Raw genomic sequence first — 21119 nt, 5'->3', positions numbered from 1 at the left:
TCCCACGGCCTGGAGGCTCGGCACCGGTTGCCCGGGCGTCGTCACGTCGCGCGCACGAACGGGTTGCGCTCGCGCGAGGGGTGCTCGGCGATGCTAGTACGGGATGCTTTCGGCAACCTAGGTGGTGACAGGGGGCGGGTCGCGCGGGCAAGGTGGGAACGTGATCACCGTCGAACTCGCCAGGTCCCTCCGTGACGCCGGCCTCCGCTGGCACCCCGAGACCGGGGACCGGTTCGTGATCGACAAGCCGGGCATCGACGACGACGTCTACACGGTGTCCGAGATGACCGTCGAACGGCACGACTCCCCCACCGGCACGATCCTCGGCTTCAACGGCACCACCGAGTGGGCGCTCGACTCGGTCACCGCCACCGAGTCGCTCTGGCTGCCCCGTGAGGACCAGCTGCGCGAGCTGCTCGGGCCGTCGTTCATCGGACTCACCCGGGTGCAGGTCGGCGGTCGCGTGGTCTTCACCGTGACGGCGACGATCGGCGGCGCCGACCGCAGCTTCGCGTCCGAGGTGCCGGCGGTCGCGTACGGACAGGCACTCCAGGCGTACATCACGGCTGCGCTCGCGTGAGCTGCGCAGCCTGAGCGGCACGCCCGGGGCCGCCGTTCCTGGGTGTCGGCGGAATGCGCGCTGAGGGACGTTTGGTTGCATGGGTCCATGACCGTTCCGAACATCACCCTGAACGACGGCAAGACCATCCCGCAGCTCGGCTTCGGTGTCTTCCAGATCGACCCCTCCGAGACGAAGGCCGCCACGCTGGCCGCGCTCGAGGTCGGTTACCGCCACATCGACACCGCCGAGATGTACGGCAACGAGAAGGAGGTCGGTGAGGCGATCGCCGAGTCCGGCATCGACCGTTCCGAGATCTTCGTCACCTCCAAGCTCAACAACGGCTTCCACGCCCCCGAGGCGGCGCTGGAGAACGGCAAGAAGTCGGCCGACCTGCTCGGCGGCTACACCGACCTGTTCCTCATCCACTGGCCGCTGCCCACCGTCTCGGACTTCGTCCCGACGTGGAAGGCCTTCGAGGAGCTCTACGCCGCCGGTACCGCGCGGTCGATCGGTGTCTCGAACTTCCAGACGAACCACCTCAACCGCCTCGCCGCCGAGACGACCATCACCCCGGCGGTCAACCAGATCGAGGTGCACCCGTACCTGGCGCAGGACGAGCTCCGCGCCTACAACCGTGAGCACGGCATCGCGACCGAGGCGTGGTCCCCGATCGCGCAGGGTCTCGTCCTCGACGACGAGACCATCACCCGCATCGCCGCATCGGTCGGCAAGTCCCCGGCGCAGGTCGTCCTCCGCTGGCACATCCAGCGCGGCGACATCGTGTTCCCGAAGTCGGTCACCCGTGCCCGCGTCGAGGAGAACTTCGCGATCTTCGACTTCGAGCTCTCGGACGAGGACATGACGGACATCACCGGCCTCGACAAGGGCCACCGCACGGGCCCCGACCCCGACACGTTCGACTACGTGCCGGCCTGATCGGTCCCCCACCGCACCACGTCGCGAGAGCCGTCCGGGTCAGCCCGGGCGGCTCTCGCCGTCCGTGGCCGTCCTCTGCCGTCAGCGGTTCGTCGCGACCGAGGCCGTGACCGTGAACTTCGGAGTCCGGACGACCTCTCGGGTCGGCCCGACCAGGCGCGAGAGCACCGGCCGGTAGCGCAGGTGCGTGTTCCAGACACACCACAGTTCACCGCCGGCCTGGAGGATCGTGGCCGCGTTCCGGAACATCGCCTCGGCGGTGTCCGTGGTCACCGTGGTGTCCGCGTGGAACGGCGGGTTGCAGAGCACGAGCTGCGCGGACCCCTCCGCGAGCTCGTCGCCCGCGTCGGTGCGCAGCACCGTCACCCGGTCGGCCACACCGTTGGCCTCCGCGGTCGCGCGCGTCGACTCCACCGCGATCCGGGACACGTCGGTGGCGATCACCCGCACCGACGGTCGCCGACGAGCGACCGCGGCCGCGATCACGCCGTTGCCGCTCCCCAGGTCCACGATCGTGCGCGCGGTCGGGACCGCCCGGTCCATCGCGTCGAGCAGCACCCGCGTGCCCTGGTCGAGCGACGTCCCGGCGAACACGCCACCGTGCGCCACCAGGGTCATGCCGAGGTCGTCGACGTGCACCGACCGCGGCCAGGGGTTCGTCGTCGCGGCGCGGTTCGCCTGTGCGCGGAGCGGGTCCTGCGCGATGAGCAGTCGCGACTTGCCGCGGCCTCGTGATGCCGTGACCTCGCCGAACGAGCGCCGGAGCACGTCGTTCTGCGTCACGTGCATGTACTTCACGTTGCCGCCGCAGAGCAGCACGACGTCGGGCGCCGCGAACCGGGCGACCGCGCGGGCGATCTCGTCGAGCCGGTCGTGCGACTTCGAGAGCCGCAGCACCACGAGCCGCACGTCGCGGAAGGCGTCCTCGAGCGAGTCAGGGTGGTGGAAGCCGCGCAGCCCGAACGTGCCGGCGTTGGCCTCGAGCGCCCGCTCCCCCACCAGGGAGTCCTGCACGACGCGGATGTCGCTCGCCCCGTACTGCGTGATGAGGCCGAGCGTCAGCACCCCGTACCGGTCGTCGACGACCGCGACCTCGCCGGGCTGCCGGAGTGCGTCGCCGTGCACGTGCGGGGCTTCGTCGAGCAGGAAGCGGTCGGTGCCGTCGATCGCGATGAGGTCTGGCGCGTCGTCGTCGCGTCGGCGGAAGAGGTCGGCGAAGTCTGGCACCGCGTCAGCGTACCCGGCGGCGATCGGCGCCGGAGCACGTCGTCATCGCACTCACGATGTGAACAGGCTGTGTATTTCACATGTCAGTACCCTGGAGGTCCCCCACCAGAAGGAGCCCTCATGGCATCCACCTCGTTCCGGAGCGCCGCAGTCGTCTGCGGCGTCCTCACCGCCTCCCTCGGCTTCGGCCTGCTGACGCCGAGCGTCGCGACCGCTGCCCCGACGGCCACCACACCTGCCTCCTCGGAATCCGCGGTGCGCGCCGACACCCCCGACTTCGACGCCCTGCCCGTCGACCCCGCGCTGACAGCGCCCAAGTTCTACCAGGACTGGAGTACGCCGTTCGGCTCACGCACCGTCGCTGGTGATGCTGGCGGCGACGACGTCTGGCTCGTCAGCGGCAACACCGTCTACGACCGCTCGACGGGGGGCGGCCTGTTCTTCCTGAACGTGCAGAACCGTCACCAGGACGCCGGACTCGAGGCGATCCGGGTCCACACCACCGCCGACGGCACCCAGACCCGCGGCGAGCGCATCCCGATTCCCCGCACCATCAAGATCGACGGACTACAGCAGCAGAACACGTTCATGCCCGGCACCACCCACTTCGCCGGCAGTGCAACCGCCGGCGCCACCGTCGTCGCGAAGGACACCACCTCGGGCGCCACCCTGTTCACGACCGAGGTCAGCGGGGCACGCAACGGGATCGGCACCTGGAACGCCGATGCCGACCTCACCGACTCCGACCACGTGATCACCCTCACGCAGACGACGACCGACGGTCGGACGAACGAGCTCCGCGACGTGCGGTTCTCGCCGTCGGCATCGGAGGCGCCGCAGGCGCCGACGGTCGTGCAGAAGGGGCGCGTCCTCGATGGGTCGTTCGTCGTGGCGGGTTCCGTCGCTGAGGACGTGGACTCGGTCGTCGTGCAGGACGAAGCCGGCTCCACCATCGCCGACGCCCGCCTCGGCGAGACCGGCTACTCTGCTCGGCTCCCGCAGGACCGCGTCGGCTCCACGGTCTACGTCGTCGGACGCACTGCCGTCGGCACCTCGTCGGCCCGCGTGCCCGTCGCACTCGAGCAGCTGCCGATCGACCCGACTGCCGCCGCACCGTCCCTCCGGTCCGTGTTCGTCTACCCGGACGGACGCATCCAGGTGGTCGGGGAGCACGATGACGCTCCTGGGCTCTGGATCCTCGACGGCGACCGGGTCGTCGGGCACGCCACCAGCGCCGATGCAGTGTGGAGCTACACGATCGCCGCTGCCGCGACCGGCAAGCAGCTCGACATGGTCAACCTGGTCTTCGACGGCCGCGACTTCAGCGGGACGTCCGAGCGAGTGGCGCTCCCCCGCCTCCTGCAGGTCGACGGCCTCGCGGACGAGAACACCTACACGCCGGGCGCACGCGCGTTCACCGGCACCGCCGAGGCCGGCGCGACGATCACCGCGACCGACCAGCGCGGCCGGGAGCTCTTCACGGCACCGGTGACCGGTACGCGCTCCGGCGTGGGGACCTGGAAGGCGTCGGCCGACCTGACCAGCGCGGCCGGGTACGAGCTCACCTTCACGCAGAAGACCACCGACGGCCGGACGTCGGTGATGCGGAACATCGCGTTCGACGCCGAGGCGCAGACCGTCGAGCCGGTCACGGTCACCACGAAGACCGTGACCGCGGGCATCTCGAACCACATCACCGGCACCGCGACCCCCGGCGCGACCTTCCGGGTCCTCAACCCGAGCGGCACCCAGATCGTCCCCGGTACCCACAAGGTCGCCACCGACGGCTCCTGGTCGTTCGACCGCGTCGTGTCCAAGGGCGCCACCAAGCTCGACATCGTCATCGAGCAGACCGTCAACGGCACCGCGAAGAAGTCCGGCACCTTCTCCCTCGCCGCGTCCACGGAGCGGAACGTCACCGTGACGACCAAGACCGTCACGGCCGGCGTGTCGAACCACATCACCGGCACCGCCACCCCCGGCGCGACCTTCCGGGTCCTCAACCCGAGCGGCACCCAGATCGTCCCCGGCACCCACAAGGTCGCCACCGACGGCTCCTGGTCGTTCGACCGCGTCGTGTCCAAGGGCGCCACCAAGCTCGACATCGTCATCGAGCAGACCGTCAACGGCACCGCGAAGAAGTCCGGCACCTTCTCCCTCACCGCGAGCTGATCGCCGCTCCAACGGTGAACCACAGCACCCCCGGGCCCGTGAGGCTCCGGGGGTGCTGCGGCGTCGGGGGGGCTCAGCCGGTCGTCACCGTCGCGCCGCCGTGGGCGATCCGGACACGCGCCGTCCCCCACGTGTTGCGCCGGACGACGAACCGGTTGTCCGCATCCCCGAACCGGACAGCCACGGCCAGCGCGTGCGGTGCGGACTCGAAGTGGTTCCGCGTGATCGCGCCGTCGTTCGCTCCGGCGCGGACGTTCACGCCGATCCCGGCGCCACCGACACCCACGATGCGGTTCGCGCGGACGGTGACGGCCGCGTTCGAGTGTGCGAGGCAGACGGCGTTCTCGACGCTCGACTCGATCCGGTTGCGGGCGACCACCATCCCCCGTGTCAGCTTGAGCAGGATGCCGGCCTCGCCGGAAGATCCGCCACCGCCCGTCACGACGTTGCCCGAGACCACCCCGGTCGCGCGCGGCCGGGTGGACCCGACGGTCGTTCCGGCCCCGCTCACGATGATGGCGGACCCCGGCGCGAGCCCGGGTGGCCTGGTCACGGCGTTGTCCGCGATGACCAGTCCGATCGGCGCGACGCTGGTCTGTTCCCGATCGGCGGGGTCCTTCGACGGCACGGCTGCGATGCCCACCCGGCAGCCCGTCACGACGTTGCCGCGGATCTCGATGTCCTCGCCGGCGTGCGTGTCGATGCCTTCCCACGCGGGGACGCCGTCGATCCGGTTGCCCGTCACCCGGACCCGAGCCGACCGGCGGGCCTCCGAGGGGGTGTACCGGGCGTCGCGCGTCAGGGAGATGCCGTACGAGTTGACCCGACGCGCGGGCTGCCGGACGTCCCGCACCGTGTTGCCGTCGATGATCCCGTCGACGACCCCGACCCCGACGATGCCCGCGTAGCCGAGGCGCTCCATCGTCGTCCCGGTGATCTCGAATCGGTCGCAGTACTCCAGGTGCACTCCGTCGTGCGGGATGTCCCGGAAGTGACCGCGTCGCACGGTGATCCCGTACAGCGGATCGCCGCGGAGTCCCATCACCGCGATCCCGTGACCGAGGCCCCCACTGTCGGCACCGGCTCCCGTGATCACGGCATCCACGACCTCGACGTCGGACGCCTGCACCAGGAGGGCGGTCGACGCAGTCGTCATGCGGAGGGCACCGCCGCCGGTGAACCGCAGTCGAAGCGGACGCCGGACGACGAGACTCCGCGAGCGCGCCCAGCCCCGGTCGATCACGTACTCCCCTCCGGAGGGCACCGCGTCCAGTGCCGCCTGCAGCGGGTCGCCGTCCGGGTCGTCGGCCGCCTCGGTCGAGCCCGGGCGTCGCCCGAGGACCACGGTCGCCGCCAGCCCGACTCCGCCGAGCACCGCAGCGATCAGCACGCGACGTCGAACACGTTCCTCCGGTCGCCCTCGGTCGTCCATCCCTGCCCCCTCGTCGTGCCGATCGCCCCGCTGTGTCGGCGCAACCGTACGGCGCCGTGGCCGTACCGTCCACGTCCTGGTATTCCACCATACGAGGGCCATTCTGTATCTCGCATTGCCGCATGGTCGATGGCTTCGAAGGTGCTGATATGTTGCGTTCCGTCCGGGTCGACCGGACACGGACGGTACCGACCGTCCGCCCTCAGAGACGAGAGAGACCCATCGATGACGAGACACTCCCGCAGGACCACCGCGCGCACGGCAACCGGCCTGACGGTCCTGACGATCGCTGCGACCGCCGGGCTGTCCCCGGCCGCCGCGGCCGAGCTCGACGAGTCGGAGCTGACCCTGGTCGGCCCGCTCGTCACCGAGACCTCGGCGTTCGCCGGCGACCCGTCCACCCCGCGGTACAGCGCACCCTCGGCGGCCGCGGCCGGGGCGGAGATCCCGGCGAACCGAGCCAGCACCCTGGCTGCCGCCCGCGCGGCCGCCGTGCGGTGGTCCATCCCGCAGCCCGGAGCGGTCACCACCGTGCGACCGATGTCGGACCCCGACCTGTGCCTCACGGCCGCCACGGCCTCGATCACGAGCTACTCGCCCGTCACCCTCGAGACGTGCGTCGACGGTGACGCCAAGCAGCAGTTCCGCACCGCGGCGAACACCGGCTCGAACAACCCGATCGGCACCGGCCTGCAGTCGACCTACAACCGCGGGTTCCTCGGCCTGTTCAACACCGACCGGGTGATGCGCCTGCAGTCCCAGAACGTCGCCGACCGACTGCCGAACACCGAGGACTTCACGCCCTCGTTCACCGCACGGGTCGACTCCACCGACGTCACGACGCGGAGCGCCCAGGTCTCCGGCACGGGGACACCCGACGCGACGGTCCTCATCGACGGTCGCAACCCGCAGGTCGTCGGGCCCGACGGTCGCTGGACGGCCCGCGTCACGAATCTGCCCCTCGGCACCAGCACCCTCGAGCTCGAGCAGTACGAGGGCACCGAACGCACCGGGACCGCCGAGCTCGAGATCACGCTGACGGTGGCACCGCTCACGTTCGAGACGACCTTCGCCGACGCCCTGTCCGATCCGGTGACGGCCAGTGGGAGCGCGCAGCCCGAGGCCGCGGTCCGCCTCTACGACGCCGCGGGGAACCAGCTCGGCGACACGGTCACGGCAGGTCCGGACGGAGCGTGGGAGACGACGATCTCCGCACCCGATGCCGGTGGTGTCCTCCGGCTCACTGCCGCACAGTTCGTCGACGGCGTCCGCGACACCGCGAACGAGGTGACCCGCGACGTCGACTACGGCGCCGCCGTGAGCATCGCGACGCCGGCCGAGGGCGCCGCCCACGCCGGCGGTTCGGTCTCGATGTCGGGCAGCGGCGAACCGGGGTCCACCGTCGAGGTGGTCGAGGTGACCGCCGACGGCGAGCGCACGGTCGGCCGCAGCACCGAGGGGGTCCTGCCCAGCGGCCGCTGGTTCGTCGACACCGGGTCACTCGACCGAGCCGAGCACGTCCTGCGCGTGGTCCAGGGCTCGAAGGGCGACAACACCACCACTGCGCAGGTCACCATCAACCCCGGCGAGACCGGGCGCCTGACCCAGGTCCGACTCTCGGGGCCGGCGACCGTCACTCCCGGGGTGTCGAACCGGATCTCCGGGACCGGCGAACCCGGCGCGAGCTACCGCGTCCTGAACGTCTCGGGCAACCAGATCGTGCCCCGCACGCACAAGGTCGACGACGAGGGCAACTGGTCCTTCGACCGGGTGGTGACGAACGGTGCCGCGAGCTTCCAGTTCGTCATCGAGCAGACGAAGGGCGAACAGGGGCCCGAGCGGTCTGAGGTCTTCACCATCGCCGCCAACCAGGGCCTCGCACCGGTCGAGATCACCACGCGCGCCGTCGACCCCGGCGTCCTGAACACCTTCGAGGGCACCGGACCTGCCGGGGCGACGATGGTCGTGCTCAACGCATCGGGCACACAGATCGTGCCCGGCACCGTCACGGTCGACCCCGAGGGCAACTGGAGCTTCGAGCGTGTCGTCTCCAGCGGTGCCACGAAGTTCCAGTTCAAGTTCGAGGTGTCGATCTCGGGGACGACCTACGAGACGACGCTGGCGGAGATCTTCGCCAACACCCGGTGACGCCGGGTTGAAACGACGATGCCCCCGGACCACTCGGTCCGGGGGCATCGATTGGTCGGGGCTTCAGCGCGGCCCGCGGTAGAGCACGATCTGTGTGTTCCGCTGCGGACGCGACCCCGCCTTGAGCGAGATCGCCGCACCACTCGCGGTGGCGGCGAAGACCCGCGCGCCCGGCCGGTTGATGAGCTGGTCGGCCAACGCCGACTCGAGTTCGCGCACCCGGTCGCGCAGCGCCTTGTTCTCGTTCTCCAGGTCGAGCACCCGCCGGATCCCCTCCAGCGACACCCCCTCGGAGCCGAGTCGCGCGATCTCGCGCAACTGCACGACGTCGCGCATCGAGTACCGCCGCGACCCACCTCGGGTGCGACCCGGCACGACCAGGCCGAGCCGGTCGTACTGCCGCAGCGTCTGCGGGTGCATCTCGGCGAGCTCCGCAGCGACCGCGATCGCGAAGACGGGCGAGTTCTCGTCCATGTCGGTCATGGCGCGTTCCTTTCCGTCGTCCGCGTGGGTGAAAACCAGACTGGAGGCTCGGTGCGGCTTCCTGAGGAAGCCGCGCCGGGCCTCCAGACCGGTCTCCTGCTGTGGTTGCGTGCGCGCTAGTCGCGCGCCTTGGCGAGGAGGTCCTCGCGGGGGTTCTCGTCGGGCAGCGCAGCCGCGAGTGCCTCGACGGCCTCGCGCTGCTTGTCCGACAGGTGCGACGGCACCGCGACCTGGACGGTCGCGAGGAGGTCGCCCGTGCCGTTCTTCGTCGTGACGCCGCGACCCTTGACGCGCAGGACGCGTCCCGACGGCGTGCCGGGTGCGACCTTGAGCTTCACGGGCGAGCCGCCGAGCGTCGGGACCTCGATCGTCGCGCCGAGTGCCGCCTCGGTGAACGTCACGGGGACGTCCACGCGCAGGTTGAGCCCGTCGCGCTCGAACACCGGGTGTTTCCGCACCGACACGGCGACCACGAGGTCACCGGCCTCGCCACCGTCAGGCGAGGGCTCGCCGCGGCCGCGCAGCCGGATCTTCTGACCGTCAGCGACGCCCGCGGGGATGCGGACGTTCACCGGTCGGCCGTTGCCCTGCGACAGCTTGACGGTGTCACCGGCGATGGCCGTCGTGAAGTCGAGGGTCGTCGACGCCGTGACGTCGCGGCCCTTCATCGGCCCGCCGAAGCCGCGGTAGCCGCCGGAGGTCTGGCCGAAGCCACCACCGCCGCCGAACATCCCGCCGAGGATGTCCTCGAAACCGCCGGCACCGCCCGGTCCGCCCTGGCCGAAGCGGACGCGCTGTCCGCCACCACCCTGCTGCCCGAACATCCCGCCGAAGACGTCCTCGAACCCGCCCTGGCCCCCGCCGCCCGCAGTGAAGCGAGCGCCGGAGCCCATGGCGCGCACCTGGTCGTACTCCTGGCGCTGCTCCTTGTCGGAGAGCACCGAGTACGCCTCGCTGATCTCCTTGAAGCGGTTCTCGGCGGCGGCGTCACCCGGGTTGGAGTCCGGGTGGAACTGCCGCGCGAGCTTCCGGTACGTCTTCTTCAGCTCGGCGTCGGAGGCGTCCTTGGACACGCCGAGGACCTTGTAGAAGTCCTTGTCGAACCAATCCTGACTGGCCATGGATCACCTGCCTTCTTCTGTCGTCACCGTGGGGATCCGGCTCAGGCCGGGACCGCCACCGCGACCTTGGCCGCGCGGAGGACGCGCTCGCCGAGCTTGTAGCCCGGCTCGACGACGTCCGCGACGGTCTGTCCGGTGGCACCCGGGGTGGGGAGCTGGACGATCGCCTCGTGGATGTTCGGGTCGAACGCCTCGCCCTTCTCGCCGATCTGCACGAGCTTGAACTTCTCGAAGCCCCCGCGGATCTTCTGGCCGATGACCTGCATCGGGCCCTCGGCGAGGTCACCGTGGGCCTCGGCCCGGGTGAGGTCGTCGAGCGCCGGCAGCAGAGCCCGCACCACTTCGGCGATGGCGACCTCGCGGTTGGCCTCACGGTCACGCTCGACGCGCTTCCGGAAGTTCACCAGCTCGGCCTGCGCACGGAGCATGTCCGCACGCATCTCGGCGACGAGGTCACGGTCCTCGGTGCTGAGCTTGTCCTCGGCGATGCCGCGGGCGGCGTCGGCGAGCAGCGCTTCGTCCTCCGGGGAGAGGTCGTTCGCTGCATCGGCCGCCGGGCCCCCGGCGGCGGGGCCGTCCGTCGGTACTTCGACGTCAGGCCCCTCCGCCTCGATGAGGTCCTCGGGCTCCGTCGCGTTCGTGGCGTCGCCCTCGACCTGGGGCTCGTCCTCGTTGGGCGCGTTGTCCTTGGGATCCGTCATCGTTACTTCTTGTCCTTGTCGTCCTCGTCGTCCACGACCTCGGCGTCGACGATGTCCTCGTCGTCGGCCGGCTGCTCACCCGCGGGCTGCTCGCCACCGGCGGCGCCGGCTGCTGCGTCCTGCTGGCTGTAGATGGCCTGGCCGAGCTTGCCCTGCGACTCGTTGAGCTTGTCGAAGGCGGTCTTCACCGCGTCGTCGTCCTCGCCCGCGAGTGCGGACTTGAGCGCGTCGACGTCGGCCTGCACCTCGGACTTGACGTCCGCGGGGAGCTTCTCGTCGTTCTCCTTGATGAGCTTCTCGATCGAGTAGACGAGCTGCTCGGCCTGGTTGCGACGCTCGTTGGCCTCGCGACGGGCCTTGTCCTCGGCTGCGTGCTCCTCGGCCTCGCGGACCATGCGCTCGATGTCCTCCTTCGGCAGCGACGAGCCGCCGGAGATGACCATCGACTGCTCCTTGCCGGTGCCCTTGTCCTTGGCGGACACGTGCACGATGCCGTTGGCGTCGATGTCGAAGGTGACCTCGACCTGCGGGACGCCACGGGGAGCCGGCGCGATGCCGGTGAGCTCGAAGGTGCCGAGCGGCTTGTTGTCGCGGGTGAACTCGCGCTCGCCCTGGAAGACCTGGATGGCGACCGACGGCTGGTTGTCGTCAGCGGTCGTGAAGGTCTCGCTCCGCTTGGTCGGGATCGCGGTGTTGCGGTCGATGAGCTTCGTCATCAGGCCACCCTTGGTCTCGATGCCGAGCGACAGCGGCGTGACGTCGATGAGCAGGACGTCCTTGCGCTCGCCCTTCAGCACACCGGCCTGGAGCGCGGCACCGACGGCGACGACCTCGTCCGGGTTGACGCCCTGGTTCGGGGACTTGCCACCGGTCAGCGACTTGACGACCTCGGCCACGGCGGGCATGCGGGTCGAGCCGCCGACGAGCACCACGTGCGCGATGTCGTTGACCGAGACACCGGCTTCCTTGATGACGTCGTTGAACGGCTTCTTGGTGCGGTCGAGCAGGTCGGAGGTCATCTGCTCGAACTGTGCGCGCGAGATGGTCTCGTCCAGGTTCAGCGGGCCCTCGGCGGTGAGCGTCAGGTACGGGAGCTGGATGTTCGCCGACATCTGCGACGACAGCTCCTTCTTGGCCTGCTCAGCCGCTTCCTTCAGACGCTGCTTGGCGATCTTGTCCGTGGACAGGTCGACGCCGTGCTCGTCCTTGAACTTCTTGACGAGGTAGTCGACGATGCGCTGGTCCCAGTCGTCACCACCGAGGCGGTTGTCACCGGAGGTCGCGCGGACCTGGATCGTCGAGAAGTCGTCGTCCTTGCCCACCTCGAGCAGGGAGACGTCGAACGTGCCGCCACCGAGGTCGAAGACCAGGATGAGCTCGTCTTCCTTGCCCTTGTCGAGTCCGTAGGCCAGGGCGGCCGCAGTCGGCTCGTTGATGATGCGGAGGACGTTGAGGCCGGCGATCTCACCGGCGTCCTTCGTGGCCTGGCGCTCGGCGTCGTTGAAGTACGCCGGCACGGTGATGACCGCGTCCGTGACGTCTTCGCCGAGGTACTGCTCGGCGTCGCGCTTGAGCTTGCCGAGGGTGCGGGCCGAGATCTCCTGCGGCGTGTACTTCTTGCCGTCGATCTCGGTGGTCCAGTCGGTGCCGACGTGCCGCTTGACCGACGCGATGGTGCGGTCGACGTTCGTCACGGCCTGACGCTTGGCGGTCTCGCCGACCAGGACCTCACCGTCCTTGGTGAACGCCACGATCGACGGCGTCGTGCGCATGCCCTCGGCGTTTGCGATGACGGTGGGCTCGCCACCTTCGAGTACGGAGACGACGGAGTTGGTGGTTCCGAGGTCGATGCCTACTGCACGTCCCATGTGTTGCTCCTCTTGCTTGGGGGTAAGTCGTTGGACTTGCGTCCGATGGGCTCAACTCTACTCCTGAGTCGGCTGGAGTCAACTTCGGGGAGAGCAACCCTGCGCCAGTCCCACTCAACTCCCAGGCGCCACCTTGCAGCACTAGCACGTTCGTATGTTGGTATTTCACATGATATTCTGGATGTACATGCGCCGTTGGAGTACCTCGACGGGCGTGTCCCTTCCCGCACAGCCGCTGTCTGCGGCCTGTCCTGAAAGATGCACATGTCTCACAACAAGAGGGCCTCGACTGCTCTCAAGTCCATGGGTGCCGCCGGTCTGGTCGCAGCCACCATCGTGTCCGGCCTCTCCTTCGGAACAGCCTCATATGCTGCCAGTGGGGCCCCGCAAGCCGACACCACCGTCTCCGGGAAGCTCGTCCTCGGGGGGCCAGGCACGTACTACGGAGTCCAGGACTATCAAGCGTCGGCCGGTGGTGGCGCTTCGCTGTACGCCACTTCGTCTTTCAGCACTGCAAAAGCCAACGCGGTCACTGTCGAGTTCCCTGCGCCGGGGACTTCGGGCCCGATCAAGCACAAAGGCCTTTGCCTCGGCCCTGGCACCCAGAACAGTGACTACACCGTTATTTGGCGCGCTTGCGGGTCCGCCGCATACTCGTTTTCCCTCGGAAAGACCATCCAGCTCGGCGCCTCGGTCAGCAGCAATTACTTTTTCCTAACGACGGGACCTTCGACGCTCGCGACATACGACGAGATCATTGCGTCGATCAACAAGCCGCTCGTGGCGAACGTCACGAGCACGAGCAACATCAACAAGTCAGCCGTCATCTCCGGAACGGCGACCCCGAACCAGACCGTGACGATCGGCTCCAAGACCGTCAACGTGAACGCGGACGGCAAGTGGACCATGACGGTCACCGGCCTGGCGAATGGCGTGAACTCACTCGTGGCCGTGCAGAAGCGCGGCACCACGGAGATCGATCGGAAGAACGTCGCCGTCACGATCGTCGAGGGCGGCGGCCTCTTCGCCGTCGACCAGGGCCCAGTCGAACTGGAACGCGGCGAGACCACCCAGGTCCCGTTCGTCGTCGAGAACCGGGTCTCCCGCACGAACACCAAGGGCACCGTCGTGCTGACCGCTCCGGACGGTGCGACCTTCTCCGAGCAGGACACCGTGCAGGGCTCGTGGCGTCGCGTCGGCAACACCGCGTGGAACGCATCCACGTCCATCCCACTCTCGAACGGTCGCCTGTCGAACGACAACACGACCCTCACCTTCGACGTCGACTGGGCCAGTGAGCGTCCCACCGACCAGCAGTACCGCTTCATGATCGACGTCACCGCTGCGGCGGATGCGCCCGAGGCCCCGAGCGCCATGGAGTTCGACTTCAGCGGCACGAGCAGCACGAACGACTTCCGTGCCCAGGGCTCGACGTCCACCACGGTCGGCACGTCGGTCGTCGACCTGACCGCCGAGGTCTCGTCGGTCGACAACGAGGCCCGCTCGGCCGTGGTGACCGGCACCGCCACCCCGGGTGCCGACATCTCGATCGGCGACGAGACGGCCAAGGCCGACGCCACCACCGGTGCCTGGTCCATCACGGTCGGCGACCTCGAGGTCGGCGACAACGCCCTCGTCGTCATCCAGAAGATCAACGACCGCGAGATCGACCGCAAGACCGTCACCGCGACGGTCGAGGGTCGCACGGAGCTGGCCCCGATCACGCTGTCGGGTCCGGCCTCGGTCACCCCGGGTCGCTCGAACACGTTCACCGGCACGGCCGAGCCCGGTGCCACGTTCCGCGTGCTCAACGTCTCCGGCACCCAGATCGTCCCCGGGACCTTCGAGGTGGGTGCCGACGGCCGCTGGAGCTTCGACCGTGTCGTCTCCAACGGTGCGTCGAACTTCCGCTTCGTGATCGAGCAGACCAAGAACGGCCAGACCGAGAAGTCCGAGCTCTTCACCATCAACGCGTCCGCCCTCGCGCCGGTGACCGTCACCACGCCGGCCGCCGTCCGTCCGGGCCTGACGAACACGTTCACCGGCACGGCCGAGCCCGGCGCCACGTTCCGCGTGCTCAACGTCTCCGGCACCCAGATCGTCCCCGGGACCTTCGAGGTCGACGCGCAGGGCAACTGGTCGTTCAACCGTGTCGTGTCGGCTGGTGCGTCGAACTTCCGCTTCGTGATCGAGCAGACGAAGAACGGCCAGACCGAGAAGTCCGAGCTGTTCACGATCAACGCCGCGGCACTCGCCCCGGTGACCGTCACCACGCCGGAGCGCGTCACCCCGGGCCGCTCGAACACCTTCACCGGGACCGGTGAGCCCGGTGCGACGTTCCGCGTCCTGAACATCTCGGGCACGCAGATCGTCCCCGGTACCCACGAGGTCGACGCCCAGGGCAACTGGACCTTCGACCGTGTCGTCTCGAACGGTGCGTCGAACTTCCGCTTCGTGATCGAGCAGAGCAAGAACGGCCAGACCGAGAAGTCCGAGCTGTTCACGATCAACGCCGCGGACTTCGCCCAGGTGACCGTGGCCAACCGGTCGGTGACCCCGGGTGCCGTGAACACCTTCACCGGCACCGGTGAGCCCGGCGCGAGCTACCGCGTGCTCAACATCACCGGCACGCAGATCGTCCCCGGCACGTTCGAGGTCGATGCCCAGGGCAACTGGACCTTCGACCGCGCGGTCTCCCGCGGCGCGACCGAGTTCCGCTTCGCTCTCGAGCAGACCAAGAACGGCAAGACGGAGCTCAGCGAGCTCTTCACCCTGCCGGCCGACACCAAGTAGCACCCTGGCCCCTCCCGTCCGCGCGACGGGAGGGGCCTCCCCTTCTTCCGCACGGCGTCAACGCCGAACGAACTCCTCGGAGAGGAAACCCGATGAACACCATGATCCGCCGCGGTCTCGCCGCAGCATCCATCGCCCTCGTCGCCGCGCTCGGCGTCACGGCGTGCAGCTCGTCCGACACGAAGGACCCCACCCCGACCGCCTCGAGCACCACGAAGGCTGCGCAGACCACCTACAACGAGTGCATCGACGGGGCTGTGCAGCTCTGGGACGAGGACGAGGACTCGGACAAGACGATCACGACCGATGACTGCGCAGCGGCGAACCTCATCAGCTCGGATCGCACCTACGACCTCGGCACGATCGGCACCATCACGGTCGAGGCGAGCAACGCCACGATCTCGGTCTCCTCGACGAAGAAGGTCTTCTTCAGCGGGTCGAACAACACGCTCACCTACAAGGGCGAGGCGCCCAAGGTCGACGACCAGGGCAAGGGGAACACCATCACGGCAGCCGGCTGAGGCTGACCCGGACAACCGCACCAGGAGGGGACGGGAGCAGTTCTTCCGTCCCCTTCTGCGCGCCGTATTGTTCTTTCAGATGTGATGTTTTACACTGGTCCTGCAACCCGACCGGAGGCCCTTCTTGAACTACCTCGCCGTCATCCGCGCCCTCCTCTCGGGCTGGTGGATCATCGCCGGTGCAACGCTCCTCGGAGCCGGTGCATCCCTCGTCGTCACGAGCGTCACCCCTCCCACCTACGAGGCTTCGACCTCGTACTACGTCTCGGTCGCCGGCGACACCTCGGCGACTGCTGGCGAGATCGCACAGGGTTCGACCGCCGCGCAGCAGAAGATCAAGTCGTACATGCAACTCGCGACCTCCCCCCGCGTGCTGCAGGGCGTGGTCGACGAGCTCGACCTCGACGTCACCCCCGCGGCACTCGCCTCCCAGGTCACCACCTCGGTCGACGCCGGCACCGTGATCATCAAGATCGCCGTGCAGGACGGGTCCGCCAAGGCGGCAGCCACGATCGCCGAACAGATCGGCAAGAGCCTCGCCACGGTGGTACAGGAGATCGAGCCCGCCGGAGCCGACCAGGCACCGTCCGTCAGGCTCGAGGAAGTCACGCCCGCGTCCCGACCGCTGAGTCCCATCGCCCCACGGAAGACCGCCGACCTCGCGCTCGGTCTGCTCGGCGGTCTCGCAGCGGGCGCGGCACTCGCGCTGCTCCGCGCTGCGGTCGACACGCGCGTCCGCTCCAGCGAGGACCTGGACGGCGACGTCCCCGTGGTCGGCGACATCGCGTTCGACGCCGACGCTGGTCGGCACCCGCTGATCATCCGGGACGAGGTGAACTCGGCGCGGTCCGAGGCCTTCCGCAGCCTCCGCACGAACATCCAGTTCCTCCGGACCAGCGGCGCGCCGACCATCGCCGTGACAAGCGCCAGGCCGTCCGAGGGGAAGACGACCACCACCGCCAACCTCGGGATCGCCCTGAGCAAGAGCGGCATGCGGACCGTCATCATCGATGCCGACCTCCGTCGCCCGAACGTCGCCGCCGTGATGAGCCTCGAAGGCGCCGTCGGCCTCACCGACCTGCTCGTCGGCCGCGTCGAGCTCGACGACGTCCTGCAGGACTGGGGTCTCGACGGCCTCTCGGTCCTACCTGCCGGCACGATCCCCCCGAACCCCAGCGAGCTGATCGGGTCCGAGGCGATGGCACGGGTCCTCGCCGAGCTGGCCGCCAACTACGACGTCGTCCTGGTCGACACACCGCCGGTCCTCGCGGTCACCGACTCGGCGCTCGTCAGCACGCTCGTGTCGACGACCCTGCTGGTCACGGCCGCCAACCAGACGAAGCGTTCCGACGTCCGACTGGCGATCGAGGCACTGGCGCGCGTCGGCCAGCAGGTCGCCGGCATCGTCCTCACCAAGACCAAGCACAAGGCGTCCCGGAGTGCCTACTACCGCTCCGAGTACAAGAGCGCTCGCCCTTCTGACCGATGACAAGGACACGACCCATGCAGTCCCCCCGCCGCACGCGCACGCTCCGCGCCAAGCGCCTCTCCGACATCGTCGGCGCTTCCCTCGCGCTCGTCGCACTCGCTCCGGTGCTCGCCGTCGTCGCCGTCCTCGTCGCGGCTCGGCTCGGTCGTCCCGTGCTGTTCCGGCAGCCCCGCCCCGGGCTCCACGGCAAGACGTTCACCATCCTGAAGTTCCGCACGATGCTCGAGCCGGACCCCGCGGCCGGCCTCGTCAGCGACAACGACCGCCTCACGCCGTTCGGTTCGTTCCTGCGGTCGACGAGCCTGGACGAGCTCCCCAGCCTGTGGAACATCCTGCGGGGTGACATGAGCTTCGTCGGCCCCCGCCCGACCCTCTGCCGGTACCTCGACCTCTACAGCGCCGAGGAGTCCCGCCGACACGACGTCCTGCCCGGTCTGACCGGTCTCGCCCAGGTCCGTGGCCGCAACGCGCTCCCGTGGCCAGAGCGGCTCCGGTCGGACGTCGAGTACGTCGACACCGTGACCCTCGGCCTCGACCTCCGCATCCTGCTCCGCACGGTCGTCGTTGTGCTCCGACGCGAGGGCATCGCCGCGCCGGGCCACGTCAGTTCCGACGTCTTCGAGGGGACCGCGGCGATGACGGGTGGATCACGGTGAGGACCGTCTGGATCGTCAACCACTACGCGCACCACCGCGAGCGGGACGGCCGCGCGACCCGGCACCAGCACCTCGCCGCGGGCCTGACCGAGTACGGGTGGCGCACGGTGGTCATCGCCGCCGGCACGGACCACCCCTCCGGCCGCTCCCACCTGCACGGGACGACGCTGCGCGAGCGCTGGACGGGCGACGGGTACGAGTTCTGCTGGCTCCGCGGAGTCGACCACCGTGGCGCGGGCGCTCGCCGGGCGATCCGTCGCATCGCCGACATCGGCCTGTTCACCGCGCTGCTGCTCCGACCGGGGTCGCTCCGAGGGCTCCCCCGACCGGACGTCGTGATCGGTGGGTCCTTCCATCCCCTGGCCGCATGGGGCGCCTCGGTGCTCGCACGACGGATGGAGGTGCCGTTCGTCTTCGAGCCGCGCGACCTCTGGCCGGAGTCAGCCCTCGGGCTGGCGGGCATGACCGAACGGCACCCGGCGGTCCGGCTGCTCCGACGGCTGGAACGGACCATCGTCCGTCGGGCAGCGCACATCGTCTCCCCGCTCGAGGGCGTCGGCCGGTACTACGCCGACCGCGGTCAGCCCACGCCCTTCACCTGGGTCCCGAACGGTGTCGCGCTCGACGAGCGAGCCGACGAACCCGACGAATCCGACGCACCCGACGCACCCGACGCACCCGAAGAGCCCGCGGACGAGCCCGACACCGCACTCGCACTCGCGCCCGAGCCCGCGCCCGCTGACGACCGCTTCACGGTCACCTACATCGGCTCGATGGGGCCGGCGAACGCGCTCGAAGCCGTCCTCGACGGCTTCGACCTCGCCGCCCGCCGGGCCGCCGCGAGCGGCGGCCCGCGCCTGGAGCTCCGCATGGTCGGGGACGGATCGGACGTCAGCGCGCTCCGCGAACGTGCGTCGCGCCTCCAGGCCGGCGTGGACGTGATCTGGGACGGACGGGTGCCGCAGGACGACGCCCGCCGCATCGGACGCCGAGCGGACTGCCTGGTCGTCAACATGCACGACCTGCCCCTCTACCGACACGGCGTCTCGATGAACAAGCAGTACGAGTACATGCTGCTCGGCCGCCCGTTGCTCGTCGGAGCACCCGTCACGCTCGAGCCGGTGGCCGCTTCGGCCAGTGGCCTGCACGTCCGGCCGGACGACCCCGAGGCGATCGCCGAGGGCATCCTCACGCTCGCGGCGATGCCCGCCGCCGAACGCGAGGCCATGGGTGCCCGCGGTCGCGACCACGTCGTCCGCGAGCACGACTACCGCCGGCTGGCCGGCGTCCTGGCCGGCGTCCTCGACGACACCGTCGCCGCCTGACCATCCCCTGTCCCCTGTCCTGTCCCGTCCCGTCCCGTCCCGTCCCGTCCCGTCCCGTCCGAGGAAACCCGAGCATGCTCCCCGACATCGTCCACGTCTCCAGCGCCCACCCCTGGGTCGACAACCGCGTCCACCTGCGGGAGGCCGCGGCAGCCGCCGACGCCGGTTACCGCGTCCGCCTCATCGCGGTCGAGTCCGACCTCGGCGCCCCACCCACGGCCGTCGAGGTGGTGCGGATCCCACGGCGTGCGCGTGTCCGGCGCATGGTCGTGTCGACGACGCAGGCGCTCACCCTCGCGCTGCGGTCGCGCGCCCGGGTGGTGCACCTGCACGATCCCGAGCTCATCTGGACCATCCCGGTGCTCCGGTTGGCCGGCCGCACCGTCGTCTACGACGCGCACGAGGACCTGCCCGACCAGGTCTGGGGCAAGGACTACCTGACCCACCGCCAGCGTGCCGTGTTCGCGTCGCTCTCGCACGGGCTGCTCCGCGTGGCCGGGACCGCGAACCGGGTGGTCACCGCGACCGAGTGGACCGGACGCCGGTTCCCGGCACCGCGCCGGATCGCGATCCACAACTTCCCCTTCGCGCGTGCGGAAGACGACGCCCAGGTCGGCCTGGAGGCACGGCCCGCCCTGGTCGCGCACGTCGGGGTCCTGAGTCACGACCGTGGCATCGACGTGCTCGCGTCCGTCGTCGAGGAGCCGTCGTTCCCGGCGGGATGGCGGGTCGAGATGGTCGGCTCGATCGACCGGGCGACGTCGACGGAGCGGTTGCGCGCCGCCGAGGCCACCGGCCGGGCTGTGCACGGCGGCGTCGTCGGTCCCATGGAGGCGCGCGACCTGCTCCTCCGCTCCCGGATCGGCGTGGTCCCCTTCCGTCGGACGCCCGTCACCGACCAGATCTTCCCGACGAAGCTGTTCGAGTACCTCGCGGCCGGGCTCGCCGTCATCGCCACCGACATCCCCCTGTGGCGGCACCTGCTGCGCGGGGTCGAGTGCGTGACCTTCGTCCCGGCTGACGACCCCGCAGCCATCGCGGAGGCGATCCGCCGGTACGCGGACGACCCCGCGCTCCTCGAGCGACACGGTGCCGAGGCCCGGCGGGCGGCCGCGCGGTTCACCTGGGCCCCGGAAGCCGAGCGGCTGGTCGAGATGTACGACGAACTCCTGCCCGGCGTCCGCGCAGCACGACCGACGCCGACGGCCACCCGGTGACGCGGGCGACGATCGACCGCGCCGAGCTCGCGCGTCCGGTGGGACGGGTGACGGGCGTGTTCGTCGCGGTCGGGCTCCTCGGCCTCACGATGAACTGGATCTCGGCGAACCTCGTTGCACCGATCTTCTCGTACCTGGGGTACGGCTACGTCCCCGCGCCCTGGCAGGCGCTGCTCGTCGTCATCGTGCTGACGACCGGGGTGGCGCTGACGCTCCCCCGGGTGCTCGTCCGGCCGTCGCACGTCGTGCTCTGGACGATCTTCGTCGTGTGCGTCAGCCCGACGATGATCATGAGCGTCTCGACCGGGTACGTGTCCACCGCCACGGCGATCGCGCTGAGTGCCGCGGTCGGGACGGCGTTCGCACTGGTCAGCCTGGCCACGCCGAGCGGCGCGACTGCTCCGGCAGCCCGGGTCGAGGCGGCGGACGACGTGCTGGTCATCGGCGCGCGGCGGATCGACCGTGGCA

Annotated in this window: 16 protein-coding genes; 10 read left to right on the top strand and 6 right to left on the bottom strand. The window is 69.8% G+C overall.

Annotation, left to right across the window (positions count from 1 at the left end; all coding sequences use genetic code 11):
* Nucleotides 1-160: 160 nt before the first annotated feature.
* Nucleotides 161-580 (top strand): pilus assembly protein CpaE, encoded by a 420-nt coding sequence (locus tag DEI96_RS02645; RefSeq protein WP_111022738.1) that lies wholly within the window; start codon nucleotides 161-163, stop codon nucleotides 578-580.
* 87 nt (nucleotides 581-667) lie between these two features.
* Complete coding sequence (locus tag DEI96_RS02640) at nucleotides 668-1498, top strand: aldo/keto reductase (protein ID WP_111022737.1); 831 nt, start codon at nucleotides 668-670, stop codon at nucleotides 1496-1498.
* Nucleotides 1499-1579: 81 nt separating this feature from the next.
* Here the strand turns inward: DEI96_RS02640 and DEI96_RS02635 are convergent, their stop codons facing one another.
* Nucleotides 1580-2725, bottom strand: a complete 1146-nt coding sequence (locus DEI96_RS02635; RefSeq protein WP_111022736.1) for a class I SAM-dependent methyltransferase — start codon at nucleotides 2723-2725, stop codon at nucleotides 1580-1582.
* Between the two features lie 120 nt (nucleotides 2726-2845).
* On the opposite strand from DEI96_RS02635, the gene DEI96_RS02630 reads away from it, so the two are divergent.
* Nucleotides 2846-4897, top strand: coding sequence for a hypothetical protein (locus tag DEI96_RS02630; RefSeq protein WP_111022735.1), 2052 nt, complete (start codon nucleotides 2846-2848; stop codon nucleotides 4895-4897).
* Nucleotides 4898-4970: 73 nt separating this feature from the next.
* On the opposite strand, the gene DEI96_RS02625 is transcribed toward DEI96_RS02630, so the two are convergent.
* Nucleotides 4971-6287 (bottom strand): right-handed parallel beta-helix repeat-containing protein, encoded by a 1317-nt coding sequence (locus DEI96_RS02625; RefSeq protein ID WP_181440475.1) that lies wholly within the window; start codon nucleotides 6285-6287, stop codon nucleotides 4971-4973.
* Between the two features lie 267 nt (nucleotides 6288-6554).
* On the opposite strand from DEI96_RS02625, the gene DEI96_RS02620 reads away from it, so the two are divergent.
* A complete protein-coding gene (locus DEI96_RS02620; RefSeq protein WP_111022733.1) occupies nucleotides 6555-8477 on the top strand; it encodes a hypothetical protein in 1923 nt (640 codons plus the stop codon).
* 63 nt (nucleotides 8478-8540) lie between these two features.
* Here the strand turns inward: DEI96_RS02620 and DEI96_RS02615 are convergent, their stop codons facing one another.
* From DEI96_RS02615 to dnaK, 4 genes are all read right to left on the bottom strand, one after another.
* Complete coding sequence (locus DEI96_RS02615) at nucleotides 8541-8951, bottom strand: heat shock protein transcriptional repressor HspR (RefSeq protein WP_027464889.1); 411 nt, start codon at nucleotides 8949-8951, stop codon at nucleotides 8541-8543.
* A gap of 125 nt (nucleotides 8952-9076) precedes the next feature.
* Nucleotides 9077-10081 carry a DnaJ C-terminal domain-containing protein gene (locus DEI96_RS02610; RefSeq protein WP_111022732.1) on the bottom strand — a complete coding sequence of 335 codons (1005 nt, stop codon included), beginning with the start codon at nucleotides 10079-10081 and terminating at the stop codon, nucleotides 9077-9079.
* Nucleotides 10082-10122: 41 nt separating this feature from the next.
* Complete coding sequence (locus tag DEI96_RS02605; protein ID WP_111022731.1) at nucleotides 10123-10782, bottom strand: nucleotide exchange factor GrpE; 660 nt, start codon at nucleotides 10780-10782, stop codon at nucleotides 10123-10125.
* 2 nt (nucleotides 10783-10784) lie between these two features.
* Nucleotides 10785-12650, bottom strand: coding sequence for a molecular chaperone DnaK (gene dnaK / locus DEI96_RS02600; RefSeq protein ID WP_017886379.1), 1866 nt, complete (start codon nucleotides 12648-12650; stop codon nucleotides 10785-10787).
* 780 nt (nucleotides 12651-13430) lie between these two features.
* On the opposite strand from dnaK, the gene DEI96_RS02595 reads away from it, so the two are divergent.
* The 6 genes from DEI96_RS02595 to DEI96_RS02570 all read left to right on the top strand — a co-directional run bounded on the left by DEI96_RS02595 (nucleotide 13431) and on the right by DEI96_RS02570 (nucleotide 20651).
* Nucleotides 13431-15443 carry a hypothetical protein gene (locus tag DEI96_RS02595; RefSeq protein WP_146246873.1) on the top strand — a complete coding sequence of 671 codons (2013 nt, stop codon included), beginning with the start codon at nucleotides 13431-13433 and terminating at the stop codon, nucleotides 15441-15443.
* 92 nt (nucleotides 15444-15535) lie between these two features.
* Nucleotides 15536-15964 (top strand): DUF3060 domain-containing protein, encoded by a 429-nt coding sequence (locus DEI96_RS02590; RefSeq protein WP_111022729.1) that lies wholly within the window; start codon nucleotides 15536-15538, stop codon nucleotides 15962-15964.
* Between the two features lie 124 nt (nucleotides 15965-16088).
* Nucleotides 16089-17453: a tyrosine-protein kinase domain-containing protein gene (locus DEI96_RS02585; RefSeq protein WP_111022728.1), complete on the top strand. Its 1365-nt coding sequence runs from the start codon at nucleotides 16089-16091 to the stop codon at nucleotides 17451-17453.
* Between the two features lie 14 nt (nucleotides 17454-17467).
* Entirely contained in the window at nucleotides 17468-18109 is a 642-nt protein-coding gene (locus DEI96_RS02580) for a sugar transferase (protein ID WP_111022727.1), read from the top strand.
* The gene (locus tag DEI96_RS02575) at nucleotides 18106-19434 is read left to right on the top strand and encodes a glycosyltransferase family 4 protein (RefSeq protein ID WP_111022726.1); all 1329 of its coding nucleotides are present in this window, start codon (nucleotides 18106-18108) and stop codon (nucleotides 19432-19434) included. The genes DEI96_RS02580 and DEI96_RS02575 overlap by 4 nt, the downstream gene beginning before the upstream one ends.
* A 74-nt stretch (nucleotides 19435-19508) precedes the next feature.
* Entirely contained in the window at nucleotides 19509-20651 is a 1143-nt protein-coding gene (locus DEI96_RS02570; protein WP_111022725.1) for a glycosyltransferase, read from the top strand.
* Nucleotides 20652-21119: the final 468 nt, after the last annotated feature.

It is taken from the genome of Curtobacterium sp. MCLR17_031 (assembly GCF_003234775.2).
Lineage (GTDB): Bacteria > Actinomycetota > Actinomycetes > Actinomycetales > Microbacteriaceae > Curtobacterium > Curtobacterium flaccumfaciens.
Note: the sequence above shows the minus strand (reverse complement) of the source record. Positions and strands in the feature narration are given on the sequence as shown.